This window comes from Desulfosporosinus burensis (assembly GCF_054657535.1).
In genome coordinates this window covers 48,688-64,409 of sequence record NZ_BAAHYN010000015.1, presented here as the reverse complement: position 1 = coordinate 64,409, position 15,722 = coordinate 48,688, and the positions used below count along the sequence as shown (strand labels likewise).

Annotated in this window: 9 protein-coding genes and 2 pseudogenes; 8 read left to right on the top strand and 3 right to left on the bottom strand. The window is 42.2% G+C overall.

All coding sequences use genetic code 11. The features are described from left to right. The first annotated feature begins 8 nt into the window (after nucleotides 1–8). The 3 genes from ACYQ3Q_RS23015 to ACYQ3Q_RS23005 are packed head-to-tail and all read left to right on the top strand — an operon-like array spanning nucleotide 9 to nucleotide 6,719. Nucleotides 9–1,619, top strand: coding sequence for a hypothetical protein (locus ACYQ3Q_RS23015; RefSeq protein WP_459930793.1), 1,611 nt, complete (start codon nucleotides 9–11; stop codon nucleotides 1,617–1,619). Then, complete coding sequence (locus tag ACYQ3Q_RS23010; protein ID WP_459930792.1) at nucleotides 1,616–2,323, top strand: DUF6063 family protein; 708 nt, start codon at nucleotides 1,616–1,618, stop codon at nucleotides 2,321–2,323. Before ACYQ3Q_RS23015 ends, ACYQ3Q_RS23010 begins: the two co-directional genes overlap by 4 nt. Continuing rightward, the gene (locus tag ACYQ3Q_RS23005; protein ID WP_459930791.1) at nucleotides 2,310–6,719 is read left to right on the top strand and encodes a coiled-coil domain-containing protein; all 4,410 of its coding nucleotides are present in this window, start codon (nucleotides 2,310–2,312) and stop codon (nucleotides 6,717–6,719) included. Before ACYQ3Q_RS23010 ends, ACYQ3Q_RS23005 begins: the two co-directional genes overlap by 14 nt. Nucleotides 6,720–7,001: 282 nt before the next feature. On the opposite strand, the pseudogene ACYQ3Q_RS23000 reads toward ACYQ3Q_RS23005, so the two are convergent. After that, nucleotides 7,002–7,115, bottom strand: a pseudogene (locus ACYQ3Q_RS23000) (glutaredoxin family protein); the annotation flags it as partial. Nucleotides 7,116–7,304: 189 nt separating this feature from the next. Between ACYQ3Q_RS23000 and ACYQ3Q_RS22995 the strand changes: the two are divergent. The 4 genes and pseudogenes from ACYQ3Q_RS22995 to ACYQ3Q_RS22980 all read left to right on the top strand — a co-directional run bounded on the left by ACYQ3Q_RS22995 (nucleotide 7,305) and on the right by ACYQ3Q_RS22980 (nucleotide 10,888). Continuing rightward, nucleotides 7,305–7,958, top strand: a complete 654-nt coding sequence (locus ACYQ3Q_RS22995) for a DUF429 domain-containing protein (protein ID WP_459930790.1) — start codon at nucleotides 7,305–7,307, stop codon at nucleotides 7,956–7,958. Nucleotides 7,959–8,028: 70 nt separating this feature from the next. Beyond that, a complete protein-coding gene (locus tag ACYQ3Q_RS22990) occupies nucleotides 8,029–8,490 on the top strand; it encodes a nucleoside triphosphate pyrophosphohydrolase (protein ID WP_459930789.1) in 462 nt (153 codons plus the stop codon). 15 nt (nucleotides 8,491–8,505) lie between these two features. Then, a pseudogene (locus ACYQ3Q_RS22985) lies at nucleotides 8,506–10,274 on the top strand (DEAD/DEAH box helicase); the annotation flags it as partial. Between the two features lie 326 nt (nucleotides 10,275–10,600). Further along, complete coding sequence (locus ACYQ3Q_RS22980) at nucleotides 10,601–10,888, top strand: hypothetical protein (RefSeq protein WP_459930788.1); 288 nt, start codon at nucleotides 10,601–10,603, stop codon at nucleotides 10,886–10,888. 207 nt (nucleotides 10,889–11,095) lie between these two features. On the opposite strand, the gene ACYQ3Q_RS22975 is transcribed toward ACYQ3Q_RS22980, so the two are convergent. Both ACYQ3Q_RS22975 and ACYQ3Q_RS22970 read right to left on the bottom strand, forming a co-directional pair. Beyond that, the gene (locus ACYQ3Q_RS22975; protein WP_459927236.1) at nucleotides 11,096–11,971 is read right to left on the bottom strand and encodes an IS3 family transposase; all 876 of its coding nucleotides are present in this window, start codon (nucleotides 11,969–11,971) and stop codon (nucleotides 11,096–11,098) included. 23 nt (nucleotides 11,972–11,994) lie between these two features. Next, nucleotides 11,995–12,282: a transposase gene (locus tag ACYQ3Q_RS22970; protein ID WP_459927235.1), complete on the bottom strand. Its 288-nt coding sequence runs from the start codon at nucleotides 12,280–12,282 to the stop codon at nucleotides 11,995–11,997. A gap of 238 nt (nucleotides 12,283–12,520) precedes the next feature. On the opposite strand from ACYQ3Q_RS22970, the gene ACYQ3Q_RS22965 reads away from it, so the two are divergent. Then, nucleotides 12,521–15,304 (top strand): DNA-directed RNA polymerase subunit alpha C-terminal domain-containing protein, encoded by a 2,784-nt coding sequence (locus ACYQ3Q_RS22965; protein ID WP_459930787.1) that lies wholly within the window; start codon nucleotides 12,521–12,523, stop codon nucleotides 15,302–15,304. The last annotated feature ends 418 nt before the right edge of the window (nucleotides 15,305–15,722 follow it).

Here is a 15,722-nt window from a genome sequence, read left to right as displayed (position 1 = left end):
TGAAACGAGTGGCGACGACAACATTTGAATTTTTGGAAGGCTTTGAAAAGAGGATGCAGCTGGTCGCTGCGATTGACTCCATTATCAACCGCACCAATCGCAAGATGGAGTTTGAGCGATTGTTTGAGCCTGGGCAGCTGGATAATATTATTCTTTCCGTCCTTGTCTTTATCATGGAAAGAACCTTAACTGAGGATGAAGAGTGTACTATGGACAGCCTCGCCCGCTTTGTCGCTCAGATCCTCCCTGAGTATTCCCTAGCCCTGTCCCCTGAGGTTGTGCGCAAACTGACGGAATACATCATCAAGGACATTCTGCAAAATGGAGGGGAAGCGCGCTACTATCCTGTCATGAACTACGGGAAGGGTATGGACCAACTCCGGATTCGACTCATTGATGATAAGCTCATCGACGATCAGCGGGGCTATGTGCTTAATTATCAGCTGACGGATCAGGGCTATGACCTTCTTTTCCGAACCAAAGAAGTCGAGGAGGAAATCAGTTTTACCATTGAAGAACTCAAGCTTCGTGAACTGATTAAGCGTAAAAACTACAGGAAGGCCATTGGGCAAAGCGCGAACCTGGTGCAGATGATCCGGCAAAAAAAGAATGATGTCCGGCAGTTCGTGCAAAAAGTTCGGGAAAACATTTATGAGGTAAACATCGAAGAGTTTGAACGGCTTGTAACCAGTACCTATACCCTGCTTGAAGAGGAATACAGCATGATGGGTGAGATTCGCTCCATGATTCTGCTTTCCGAGCAGCGCCTTAAGGAAGAGGAAGACCTACGGGGGGCCTTGGACGAGCAGATGATTAAAGCTCGCTCAGAGATCGGGATTATCCGTAGAAACATCAACCTAACCATCAGTGAGCAAAAGGAATTGATCATGGAACGTCTCAGCCTGTCGAGAATTTATAAGGAAACCATTGCGGATTCCTTTGCTCTGGCCAGAGCTCGCTATTATGACTTTGAGCAGGTCATCCTCAAGCCCTTGGAGCAATGCCCAGAGGAAAAGCTGCCCTCTCTCTGGCAGCTTCTTAATCCTTTACTTCGGCCTAACCCGGATCGGATTCTCAACGTACTCAGCTTGTTTGAGCGACAAGCACGCCTTAAGCAGGAAGACGAAGGCACCCCCAGTATCCTCCTGGAGGAGCTGGGAGAAGATATGGAACTGCGCAAAATCTCCAAAATCAATGATCGAAATCTGGAATTGTTAGGCAGTCTGTTGGAGTTTGCTGACCGCAAAAGGGAATCCTTTCGCTTGAGTGAATTGATGCAGGATCTTGAGACTAAGGCAGAAGTCTTTAAGGAATTAACGGAGGATGATCTGATTTTCAAAACCATGCTCAAGCTCTATGATCTCCAGGTGATTGATCTGAGTAGATGGAGGGAAGAGCAAGAGGAGGTAGTGGCCAATGCTACAGGCGAGCTGGATGTCAGCTATTGTTTGTACCGCCTGGAATATGTCCACCCGGACTTATTTGGAATTAAGAGAATCGAGATCAGCAAACCTGATGAAGAGGTATACGAACAGGAAATCCTAACTTATATCGGGCAAGAGAAGTTAAGCAGGCGTATCGCCATCAGTGATTTTTGGATTGAGGTGAGCTTCCAGTGAGTGAGATAAAAACAGCCCTGAAGATTTACCGCAAACTCCTGGAGAAGGGGCAACTGGATCGGGAAAGCGAGGGGGATCTGTTCCTGGAATTCCGCAATGTGGAGGTTAGGGCGATCTTGGCGGAATTTGAGGAGGAGCTGGAGTTTAAAGTCATTGAAGTAGCGGGAAGTCTCTATTTGCTTCCCCATAGCGGCAATGGGATCTTGGGCTATACAACCAAGGATTTGCGCGAAAGCGTTGCCACGGATGCTAAGCTTGTCGATGCCTACTTGCTGAGCTATATCTCCATGTTCATTTTGTACTTATTTTACGGCGGACGGAACCGAAATCCGAAACAGCGGGAATTCTTACGAATCAGCACGTTGATCGAGGAACTGGACAGGCGTTTTGAACTGGCCTTAAGTGATGGGGAAGAGGGGAAGGTCCTGGAGGAAAAATACGCCCTGAATTTTACCCGCATCGCTGAGCTGTGGGCCAGTAAGCAGGATTTTGAAGAGAGAGGCCGCAAAACAAAAACCGGTACGATTTTGAATACCTGCCGGCTCCTGGAGCGGGAAGCCTTGCTCAGAATCGTGGATGATGACCGTGAGCTGCGGCCCACCAGGAAGCTGGATGACCTGATGCTTAATTATTACCTGGATGATAGCCGGGTAGAAGAGATTAGAGAGTTCTTCGAAGGAGCGGTATCTCATGCCCAGAATTAATCGGATTCGGATCATTAACTTTTCCTACAACAATGACCTGCGGCATATTCAGGATGAAACCTTTAATTTCCACGGTGGGGAAAATGCCTTGCTCAGTTTAGCCAATGGCGGCGGTAAAAGTGTTTTGGTGCAGCTGATCTTTCAACCCATCGTGCCCGAAACAAAAATCCAGGGGCGCCGCATCAACGCCTTTTTCCGTAAAAAACGTTTACCTGCCTATGTCCTGATCGAATGGAAGCTGGACAGTGCCGGCGGTTATTTGCTGACAGGCCTGGGAATGGTTTCGGCTGAGGTATCAGGGATTGAGGATGAGAAAAACAGAGTGAAGTATTTTACCTTCACTTCTCAATATACGGGCTCCAACGCCTTCGATCTGGCTAATATTGAACTGGTTAAACAAACGGGTAATATTCTGGAGATTAAACCCTTCAAGGAAGCCAGGGAGATGATGCTGGAAAAGGAGAAGAAGGACCCCTATCTCTTTGGTTGTTTTTATGATGATGACGGGGAGCGCTACCGCAAACGCTTGGCTGAGTTTGGAATTGCTCAGGATGAGTGGAAAAATATTATCGCCAAAATCAATGACAGTGAAGGCGGTTTAGATGAGATCTTTCAGAAGTATAAAAACTCCAGCCAATTATTAAATGAATGGATCATCAAAACCATCGAGAAGGTGATTTATAAGGATCGTTCCGAGGCCCATCGGTTAGAAGAAATGTTGGAAGGATTAGTGCGGGAGGTCATTGAGAACGAGCGCTTTATCTTAGAAAAGCAAGTTCTCGATGAATTCTTAGTTGGATACGGAGAACAGGTCGGTGCCTTAGTTGAACTTCTCAACGGTCTGGAAGAGCAAAAACGCTTGGCAGGAAAACTGGCGGCTCTGAATCGTCATTTAAACACTGAAACAGACCAGCTCCAGGAAGACCAGGAGGGCAATCAACTTGAATTAGTTAATCTCAAACAGGAACAGCAGCGGATCGACTTGGAAGAACGCTCTCATGCTTACTGGTTGAGACACGAGGAGCATAACCAAGCTGCCCAGGAATTGGCTGAGGCGGAAAAAAGCAGTCTGGATAACGAGGAAAAGCTGGAGGCGGCTAAATTCTCTGCCAAAATCATGGAGGCAGCCGGTCTCGGCCAGGAGATAGGTTCAAAAAAGGCTGACCTTTCCGGGATCCAGGAAAGGCTGGAAGCTTCTCGTTCACAGCTGGGTACAGATCAGAGAATGCGCGATTTGGAATACTCTCTTAAACGGTTGGCTCAGGAAACGTTGCAGGATCTCGAGCTGGCTTTAGAGGGCTTAAGCGGGGAAAAGACGGAGTGGGACAAGAATTTGCTGCAGCTCAAGACGGAGGCCCATAATCTGGATCAGGAATTAAGAGGGTTTGTAGGCGAAAAAGGCGGTCTTCAGCAGCAGGTAAAACAGTATGAAGCCCAGGAACGGGACGTCCGAGGGAAGCTCAAGCTTAATCTGAACAGGAACCTGCTGGGGGAGTTAGCCCAGCAGGACATTGAGAAAGCTAGACTGGGGCTGCAAAAGAACCAAGTGGATTTGGCGAGCAAAGAAGTGCTTTTGGTTGAAGAAAAAGCTGAGAATGTTCGGAAACAGCAGGATAAGGAGCGGGAGAGCCAAGAACTGCGGGAAGCCAAAGCTGAGGAAGCCAATTCTTTAAGCCGTCTGAATGAAGAGATTGCCGCCTATGAGCAGCAGGAACAGGAAGTCCTGGGCATCCTCCATAAATTCGGCTTTGCCGCTGAACTCAGATTTGACCGGGAACGTCTGCACACCTTGTTTAATCAACGACTGAAAAACCTGGATCAGAGCTTGGAAGAAGCAGTCCGGATGCGGGACGAGTCCACGGAATCCCTTTCCTCCCTTAAACAGGGGAGACTGCATATTCCCGGAGAAGTCGTCTCCTTACTGGCTGCTAAGGATATTCAATATGATACGGGTGAAACCTATCTGCGCAATCTGCCCCCGGACATCCGCCAGAAGCTGCTGGGGGAAAATCCTGTTTTGCCTTATGCCCTAATCCTGGCCAAGGAGAGCATTGAACTCCTGGCTGAGGCTATGAATCGAATGACCCTGCGACGTGTTCTTCCTCTGATTGCTTATGAGGATTTGGGCAAGAGCATAATTTCTATGACAGAGAGAATGGTTCAGGCCGGTGAAGGCCTAACTTTAGTTTGTCTGTATGAAGGCAGGGTCTTTAATAATGAGAGCCTCGTTAAACTGGAAGAAGAACTGAAACGAAAGCAAACTGAGGCCTTCGAGCAGTATGCCCATTATTCAGAGGAGCGCAATGATACGATTGCCAAGCAAGCCATATGCGGGCGTTTTGTCTATCCGTCGGAGCATCTCTATCTGCTGGAAAAAAAGAAAACAGCCGCCGATAAGCAGCTCAAGGGGATTGCCGACAATGTGTCTCTCCTGGAACAGGAAAAAAAGAATCTTTGCAGAGCCCTGGAAAAACTGGAACAATCCCTCAAAGAAACAAGCGAGAATCGGCAAAGGGCAGAGGTTGCCCTTACCCTGTTTGAGTCTTGGCTGGAACGGGAAAAGGACTATCAGACCTGCCGAAAAAGGCTGGGAGAAGTTATTGAGGGGATTTCCAACGCCGATAGAAAAAAAGCGGAACAGACTTTGAACATCGAGAACCTTCAGGAAGAGCTCAAGAGAGTTGATTACGCAATCGATCGGAAAAAGAGGGAGACTCAAGAAATCCGGAAAAAGCTCACCCTCTATCAGCAGGCCCCGGTGGCGGAAATCGTCGAGGGGAGTCTCGAAGAACTGGAATCCAGGCTGCAAGGTCTAAAGGCGGCCTATACAGGAGAAATTGAGTTTCTGGAAAAACGCCAAAAGGACCTGCAGTTGGACTGTGCTAAAATGGAAAAAGAACTGGCCAGGTTGAGTTTGGCAGAAGAGGATTATCGGGGAGCAGCCTATGATGAGGGGAAAGCCGAGGAGATCAGTTCGGAAATGAATGAACTTGAAAAATCCAGAAAGCTTCTGCAAAGGGTTACCTTTCAAGCCGGTCAAAAAGCCAGCGCTGCAAAAATAGCCTGCGACATCGCTGCCGAAGAAGTGAAAAAGCTGGGAGCGGAATTTCCGCTTGGCCCCGAAGAGATTAAAGGAGATTTCCAGAGTCGGCGTCATAAGCTATCCGCCGAGTACACCCGCTTGGATCAGGAGCTCAAGCAAATAGCCTTAAAAATTAGCGCCTATAACAAGCTGATGGATCAAATTACCCCTGTTCTTAAGGGCGTGAAGGCTGAACCTGAAAAGGGCTTCCAGCCGGAAGCGGATCTTAAGGCCCAAACCAGCAGATTAGCGGAAAGCTTCCTTACTTTCCAATCAGCCAATCGGACCAAGGCCGATACCCTTAGAAATAATTACCGGGGGCTTAAAGCGGAATACCGGGAGAAAAATGCCAATATCAGTAATATCTTTAAGGGGCTGGACCTGCTTTGGGATAAGCCAGATATGGACTATGATGAGTATTTCTACCTTTATGAACGCATGGGTCAACATCAGGAAAAATTAGGGGAACTGATTAAGCTGCATGAAAGCCTGCTTTCCAATTTGGAACGCAACAAAAAGGATATGATTCAACAGAGTTTGCTCCAGGGTATGCGTTTTTACGAAGAAATTGAGTGGATATCGGATCATTCCAAGGTGCGCTTGCAAGGAAAAAACAGACCGGTGCAGATGCTCAAAATTGAGCTTTCCCTAGATTCCAGTGAGGCAGCCGGGGGGCGGATGAAGGAATACATCGAAGGGTGTATCCTCCAGGTGCGTGACGAAACCCGGCAGGAAAAGAGTGAGGCGGACCTTAAAAAAGTAATCGCCAAATTAATGTACAGCCGAGAACTCTTGAATGTCTATTTGGGACATTCCAATATCCCCGTTAAAGTCTTTAAGATCGATCTTAACATGCAAAATAGTGGCTTAAAGACCTGGGAAGACGCCATGCTGGAAAACTCAGGCGGCGAAAAGTTTGTCGTTTACTTCTCCGTCCTTTCAGCGTTGATGGCCTATACCCGGTCACGTACCCTGGAGGCAGCCGGTGCTGATGAAGACAAGGATTCCAGCGTATTAGTCATGGACAACCCCTTTGGTCCTATCTCCTCAGAACATCTCCTTAATCCACTCTTTGAAATTGCCAAAAAACACCGCACCCAGCTTATTTGCCTTTCTGATTTAAAACAAAACTCCATCATGAATCGTTTTAATTTAATCTACATGTTAAAAGTCAGGACCAGTGCCATCGGCAGCAATGAGTACTTGAAATTCGAAGAACTTGTGCGTGATCAAAGCGCAGTGCAAAATGATGAGAAACTGGAAAAAGCTATCTTCCGGGTTTCGGAGCATAAGCAGATAAGCTTGTTTGAATGATAACGTAAAAAGGTCAAGGGAATAGTGCTTGCTGTTACTCTGCCGGATATTAGAGCACGAGAAACCTCTCCCGAGCAGAATCCCGCGATATAGCAGTGTGCATGACAATTATATCTTTTCAGAGGACAGTCATTGTAGATTATAGAATGAAAGGATTAATAGGATGAAAGAGAAATTGGATAAAGCTGGGGACGTAAAATACTGGAGAGATCAGCAAGGAATTCATCATGTGCCTAAACGTGATTTGGAGGACTTAATTTATACCTTGTAAAACCTTTACTCTTAAATATTCTCTGGCGTAATAGTAAACTTATGCGAACACTTCGGGCAAGTCACCTGGAGTGTTCCTTTATTTATGGGTACCCGCGTCTTACCCTTGCATTTCTCGCATTCTTGTATTGTAAAAGACGTTAAACCCTTGCCAGTCTGTTTAAGCGCCAATCAGATTTAAAGACTGACAGGCGCGTTTTTATAGTTGTTGAAATATTTGGTGATTAGTGGGAGGAAAAGATGGGAAGCTCGGCGAAAAAGAAAGGTATGAGTCGGAATCAATGAAGAGATTCTGCCGCATTGGGGGGTTAATCAATGCATCATATTGGAATCGACTTAGCGTGGACCTATGCCAAAGAATCCGGGATTTGTGTTATCGATGACAATGGAATGATCGTCTACTGTGAATCCAAGGTGTTCAGCGACGATATGATTGCTGCAATCGTTGAAGAGTATGCCCTGGAGGGGGCAATCGTTGGGATTGATGCTCCCTTAATCGTGAGTAACGAAACAGGCTCTAGATCCTGTGACGGAGCTATTATGAGAGAAAAAATCCATGGCAGAAATCTGTCCGTTTTCAATTGCAGTAGAAGCTTTATGTTAAAACACTTTGGTGTTGTCAGAGGAGAAGAGGTTGTAAAAGCCATTAGAAATCGGATGCCAGCTTTTGCGCTCACATGTGACCCAACTAACAAAAAGCACGTCATTATCGAAACCTTTCCCACTGGAATAACCTTAGGCCTTTTTCCCGACGTATTTCCAATTAAATATAAAATCAAAAGTAAGGTTGAATTTGGAACAAGCAAAATGGAGATGGGGCGGATCATTAACCTTTTTAAGCGGTTGAGTGACTTCAATCCCCAAGTCTATAACGTTGAAGATTTTTTCAGTGATTCATTAGGCATTCAAGCTATGTCAAAGAAGGGGTATAAGAACCTTGAAGACAAGCTGGATGCCTTTTTATACTAATCAGAAAGCATAACTTCGTTGAATGCTTTCTGGAGCATAAGTGCAACTAAGACGGCCGCCTTCGCGAGGCTTGGCGCCAGCCAAGTTTTCTATATGTGCTTACGCCTCATATTGGCTCGCCAATCATAAGGGGAAGGTTTTCGGTGATGATCAGGATGGGTTTATTACCATACCTGTAATCGACGAGAATCAAGTTCATGTCGGTAGAACAAGCGGTGTAAAAGTTTACAATAAGCTTATTCGGGATAAAATCCCCCAGATCATAGAGCAAAGCGGAAAACAAGCCATTATAGAAAAGGTCTCCGGCAAAGAGTACCAAGACTTATTAAACGCTAAGTTGGGTGAAGAACTTCAGGAATATCTGGACAGCCAGAGTGTTGAAGAACTGGCAGATTTGGTCGAGGTTGTCTACGCGATCTTGGAGCATAAGGAGGTCTCTCGGCAGGAATTCGAGGATATCAGAAAGCAAAAAGTTCTGAAGAGAGGCGCTTTCCAGGATAAGCTACTGCTTAAAGAAGTTATCGACGATTGAGGGGTTGAATTCAAATTGACAGAAAAGATCAAGCAGAAGGGAAGCCTGGGTAGTGTCGCCGAAGATCTCTTTGTTGAGCTGTTTTGTGATACCTTTGGCCCGGATCAAGCGCAATATCTATTTCTTCAATATCCAGTCACCGATATTTATGGACATAGACGCTCTATCGACTTTGCTCTGGAAAGTGAAGATTTAAAAATAGCCGTAGAGATTGATGGTGAAACTTATCATAACCCCAATAAGGTTTCTTCTAATAAATATTATGATGACCTTACCAAGCAAAATAGCCTGATCTATCATAATTGGAAGGTTTACCGCTGGGTTTACAATCAGCTGAAGCACCATCCTGAGCAGGTCAAGGATGAGTTGAGGATTTTTGTCGGAGAAATACCATCCTTTAAAATGCTGGAGGATTATCTACCCAAGCAAAAGGGTAAGCTCATTGAACTGCGAGAGCATCAACAAGCTGCTTTAGCCAGTCTGGAGAGGATGCGTGATCAAGGGGAGAGTATCGCTCTGCTTTATCATGCCACAGGAACCGGAAAAACTGTGACCGCAGTCAGTGACGCTAAACGTCTGGGGAAAAGAACCCTGTTTCTGGCTCATACCAAAGAACTGATAACCCAGGCTAAAGGCACGTTTGAAGAACTCTGGGATAAGGCGGAGACAGGCCTCTATGTGGCTGAAGAGAAAGCTAAAGACGCTTACGTCGTTTGCAGCAGCATTCAGAGTGTTGCCAGAAATCTTGAACAGTTTAAACCGGATGATTTCGGCTATATCATTATCGATGAATGCCATCATGGAACGGCAGATACTTATAGGAAGGTTTTGAGCTATTTCAAACCTGAATTCACCCTAGGACTTACTGCGACTCCGGACAGAGCGGATGGGGAGAGCATCCTGGAAGATTTTAAGAACGTTGCCCATAAACTGGATTTGCAGCAAGCCGTTGAATTAGGGGAACTTGTTCCTATCCGGTGTATCCGAGTCAAGACCAATGTCGATCTTTCCACGGTGAGAATCAATGGGATTAAATATTTCGCTCAGGACTTAGAAAGCAAACTCTTTGTGCCTGAAAGAAATAAGCTCCTAGCAGAAACCTGAATTATGTAAAGGATAAGAAAACAGTGGTGTTCTGTGCTTCTGTACGCCACGCCAATCAGATATCAGGGTTATTTAAGCAGCAGGGAATCAATTGTGAGGCTGTTTCCGGTTCTATGAAGTCAACGGAAAGGTCGCGAATTTTAGATCTCTATGAAAATGGGGATATACAAGTCTTATGTGCCTGTGACCTTTTAAACGAGGGCTGGGACAGTCCCAAAACAGAAGTTTTGTTCATGGCCAGGCCGACGCTTTCCAAGACACTTTATGTTCAGCAACTGGGTAGAGGAATGCGCAAAAGTGCAGGTAAGGATTACCTAATGGTCTTTGATTTTATTGATAATGCTGGCTTGTTTAACATGCCCTATTCTTTGCACAAAATGTTTAACCTGAAGGAATATAGGGCGGGAGAGTACGTTGTTGCTTCCCAGAAACAGTTTGAGCTGGACAGAGATTTAATTGCTAGGGGAGAAAAACCATCTGTTTTTCTAGATTTCCCGGTGAATGTTGCGGATTATGAGCTGATAGATTTATTTAACTGGCAGGATGAAGTGAAAGGGATGATATCTCAGCTTGAGTTCGTAAGGATGGTCGATGTTCAAACGGAAACCATTGAACGATATCTACGTGAAGGAAAGATAGCACCAGATTTAGAGGTGCCATTCGGGGATAAACGGAGTTTTTTTGATCAGCCGTCGTACTTGTAGAATCTTTAATCGGCGCTTTTTCTTGTCATTTATTCTGGCACATCAGGGTTTTCGCTATCATAGTGCTGAGACATTTGCTCTCATGTTTAGTTTAGACAAAAAATATATCCTTTTTATACGCTAAGAGCCTTTGATGTTACTGTATTTAATCCGATTTTGAAAATCTACTTATCAAATCTGTTGAATAAAAAATTAAAGGTTAAGAGAGTTTAACATCGAACTATTATATTGGTATTGTCTTAGCACAAAAGTTAGCCATTTATAAACAGTGTCTATCAAGTGTAGAAAAGGGGAGGATCAGCATGGGGGAGAGGATCAGGGTAACAGAAGCTTTATCACAAGCTGATTATGCCTCCCTTCTTGAGTACTGTATTACTTGTAATTATCTATTTCTTGATGAGTTAACGCCATTAGATTTTGTTGCATATAAATCAAAATACGATGTTGATTCTTCTGTTGTGAAACAATTAAAGATGTATGTTCGAAATTACGTAAGCAAAACCTCTTCATTGTCCATAGATAGCGAGCTAAATATAAATATCACTGAGGCAGAAGTCTCTTGGAGTTGTCAAATTTGGTTTAGTCCCTAAACTCGTAATTTTAGTACCAATTTATGGTTATAATATAACTGGCTCTTATCTACAGGCAGGATAGTGAAATGCTGGAGAGCAACACGAGCGGCCGGTAGAGTTCTGCTAAGGATAGCCAGGGGATATATTTAATCACCCTGGTATCTTTATTTCTATCCTTAGGAGAACCAAAAAGCGATAAACTCAAGAGGCGAAGCCTCTTAACTGTTACACCGCTTGGGGTAAACGCTCTCGATAATACTGTGAACGCATTACTAGGGGCGGATAACCTCCGTTTGGAGTGTAAATTCGTTTCCGATTGTAATAGGTTTCTATAAATCTAAACACTATGCTTTTAATCTTTTCCATACTCATTGTTTCGGTTCTGAATTTATAGATGCTTTCTTTCTTTAATGTGGCAAAAAAGGACTCCATTCTGGCATTGTCATAACATTTACCAGTACTGCTCATACTCTGTTTCGCACCATGCTGGGCGAGTGCTTGACGGTAGATCCCGCTTGTGTATTGACTACCCCTGTCCGAATGAAAGACCATCCCATAGGCTTGATACCTCTTAACACCCGAGGTAAAGGCTTCGACACATAGCTCGGCTCTCATGTGATTTGCCATTTTAAATCCCACGATACTTCCATCGAAACAATCCAATACGGCGGCTAAATAAAGCTTTCCGTCAGCCGTTGGGATTTCTGTGACATCTCCAAGCCATTTTTGATTGGGTGATACTGCAGAAAAGTCTTGTTTGATGAGATTGGCACTGGCTTGAGCGGCTAGATCTGCTTTGGTTATTCCTCTACAGTGATGTTTCTTCTTGAGCATAAGATGGTTGATTTTACAGAGCTTAAGGATTACATAATAGCTACCGGTATAGCCTTGATAAAGTTTTAAATGGAGATAAATCCTGTATGCTCCATAGTCCGGGTTGTCCGCACGAATTTGAAGGATCTTAGCCAAAAGTTCTTCGTATTTGTAAGGCTTGGACTGCCTTTTTAACCACTTATAATATCCGGCTTCACTAACCAGTAATACTCTGCACATGGTTTTTATGCTGTGCTTGGTTTTCTCTTTAGTTTTGTGAAACCACATCCAATGAAAAAGCTCTCGTGCAGCTATTTCTTTTGGCTCTCTGCGAAAAAACCTAAGGCCCTTTTTAGAATATCATTGGCGGCTTCAAGGTCTTTAATCTTCTTTTCCATTGCTTTGGTTTCAGCTGTTTTTGGGTCAATACGTTTATGTCCGCTGCCAACAAAACTTACTTCTCCATACCGTTTTGATTGATTTTTCCATGAGTATAGCGTTGTTACTGGAATCCCCAGTTTCTCTGAGGCAGCCGTCGTCCCTAATTCGTAAGACAACTTGATGGCCTCTTGTTTGAAGTCTTTGTCGTATTCTCGCATCTGGATTTACCTTCTTTCGTTTTTCCTATTCTTACCAGAATTACGAGTTTTCTGACTTAACTAAAATGATACTACTCCATCTTCCTCGATTTATGAACGAATAAACCTTTACGATAACGAACTGACAAATGGTAATTTCAATCTCCTTAGTGGGGGCAAAAATGATAATTCCAAAACTATCGATGAAGGATACGAGGATTCAGATGTCAAAACTATAAAATCTGGGGCAGAATTTTCTGTGCATACAGTAGAGAAACCGATAATATCTTCACGAACAGATTTAGAGAGTAACTATCCTGCGTATGATCAAATGTCTTCGGACGATAGTATTTATTCTTTGAATCTTTCAGTTAGGTCTACAAATGCACTCATTAATGACGGCATTGGAACTATTTCGCAATTACTAAAAGTGGATCGGGATAAAATACCACTTATTAAAAATTTAGGCAAAAAAAGCACACGTGAAATCTATGCAATAATTGATGAATTGAAAAATAATGTCATAAATGCCTATTCAGATAATGAATATGAATACTGTAATGAAGGTATAACTACTTTTCTGTCAGCTGAATGTAGAAATATTGTTGAAACTATTTTAATGGGTGAAACTGATTGGATTATGTCTGAAAAGTTATCCTTGGAAGAGCAGGAAATAGTTAATAATCTTACGAAAGCAGTTGATACCATTGGGTGTGAAATTTCTTTAGAGGCATATAATAATCCGAGAAGTTTCAATTCACTTATTTTGTCCTTAGAAGAATATAATTCATTTTATGAAGAACAAAGAAAACTTCTTGAAGTTTATAAATCTATTCCTCACTACAGATTAAACTATCAGTTAAGCAATTATATTAAAGCTTTTGTATTATTTGAAGCTAATAAGGCAAAAAAAGCATTATCTCCATTTTTCAAGACACAGCTAAAAGTTTCAGATCTGAAAAATATATTCAGAGAAGTATGCAAAAAGCGAAATAGTAGGACTGCTATGTTTACATTACTAAAATTGTTGCATTCGGATTTAAAACAGATGTTGGCTTCTACGTTAGAGCAAATGACCTCGAAATATCAAAAACCGCTTTCTATCCTTTACAAGCGGTGCTTAGGATTAACGTTGGAGTCTATTGCAATTGAGATCAGCTTGACAAGAGAACGTGTTCGCCAAATCGAAAAGAAAGCAATTAACACCTTGGTAGCGAATTTATTGGAAATGGGTATTGATCCACTAATGTTTATATGTGCGGATCGAGATGGGAATACCGTTTTGACAATTCAAGAACTTACAAACTATATGGGTAATTCTACCGATGCGGATTTATTTGCTTACATAATGCAAAGGCGAGAAGTTAGCGATCAGGTTGCGTATGACTCAGATAGAGAATTCTTTTACTTGAAGGATATTGGATATCATGATATAGATATGAGAATGCATACTATTGTCGATCTCCCGAAAATTATTTTTGTCACTAAGGTAGATTCTATCCTTTCCGCTGCATCTGACAAGTCCGGAATTCCTTTTGAAATCCTGCAAGTGGAATTTAAACAAAGATACCAAAAAAGCTGCAAGATATATCATCGTGGAAGACTTACATTTTCTTCAATATATGAGCTAATCTTAAAAGATTATTACCCTGCTGGTATAAAACTGTATGACGATTTAGAGGCCAATCGTTTTATAGAAAAAGTAAGAGAAATATTTGGAGATATAAATTTGCCCGACAATTCTCGGGCTTTTAGTGCGCGTCTCGCAGATATATCTGTACTATGCGGACGTGGCATGTATATTCACCCTTCATACATTAAGATCTCGGATGATCTAGTACAAAAGATAGATTATTATATTACCAACAGCGAACGGACGACGTTCTCTTTTAATGAGTTATTTGAGACATTTAAAGAAGAACTGTTGCTTTCTTCAAATATTAGCAACCGATATTACCTACAAGGTGTATTGAACTATTATTTAAAAGGAAAATATTATTTTACTAAAAATTTAGTTTCCAAAGAAAAAGAAGCAGATTTTGGTGGTGAAATTGAGGCTTTTATAAGAGACAGAGGTGAAGTCCATAGAAAAGAAATCTTCTCAGAGTTTTTAGGGATCACTGATATAATGTTTTCTATGAAAGTGTACGGAATTAAGGAAATTATTTCTCTAGATAATGGAAATTATATGCATTCAGATATGCTTGATCTACAGAATGAGGACTATTCTATTAGAACGATAATCGAGCTTGAGGTCGAAAATCTACCAATATCCTCGCGTAAATTGTTAGGAAAATTGTGGGAAACGCATACTGAATTTCTTATGAGAAATGATATCTCGACTCACAGTAAATTATTTGGAATACTAAAGTACATGTTTGAAGGAGAATTCACTTTCTCAAGACCGTATATTGCGAAACTAGGCGCAGATGAAGTGACAAATTTATCGGTGATCAAGAAACATTTGCAGGATTATGAAAAACTAACCGTCTCTGAATTATTGGAGAAATGCGTTGAAAACCAATTGAAATATTTGACAGTACGTGGGTTAATTCAGCAATTGAATGATGAATTTTTGCGTACAGATAGTAACTTGCTTGAACGATTTGAAGTTATGGAAGAGACATTAAACGAAATTGGAAATATACTCTTGGAGGGTATTTTTGGAAAAGGATATATTGTCGCGTGCAATATCAATAATTATATATTTTATCCAAATATTGGTTTTTCGTGGAACGCATTCCTCTTGCGAAGTATTGTAGAAAAGTATTTCCCAGAGGTCATTCAAATTATTGATATCCCAACGACTAATCCTTATGAAATGAATGCAATTTTTGTTGATCCGGAATTGAATGTAGAAAACTATGAAGAGCTATTAAGGAGCGTATTAAGATCAGAACATAATAAAGAGCCGTTTATATCTATAGAGGATGCTTTGAACTGGCTACAAAGCGAAGGATTAATAATTGGCGATTTACCTAAGTGCCTGACTAATGGGAAAATTGTTCAGCTAGATGAGTATGGAGAAATTCTCATAAATTAGGTCGGTGTAATTATGCATATGCCTTATTGATATTAGACGAGGCTCAAATTGTTATGAAACCTATTTAAAAACACAGAGCTTTATCGAGATTTAGCAATTATATATTGAAGATTTAAGTTTTAACTTAAAAAAATTCCTTCTTTCCCAGAATTAAGATAGTCCTGATTTTCGTAATACGATAGGCATAACAACGATCTGAATCAATTACTCGATTAGATTCTAAGGTAAAAAAACTATCGATTGTATAAGTCTTCTAAATTGCAAGTTTCGTTTTTTAAAGAGGTAGGAGCTATTGGAAGTGTTGATGAGCGATGGTGAACCTTATTGACTGAAGACACTAGAAGCATATTTACTAACTAACGATTATATTAGTGGAAACCCGTTGATGATAATCTATCTACGGTTGGAAGCAAAGAAC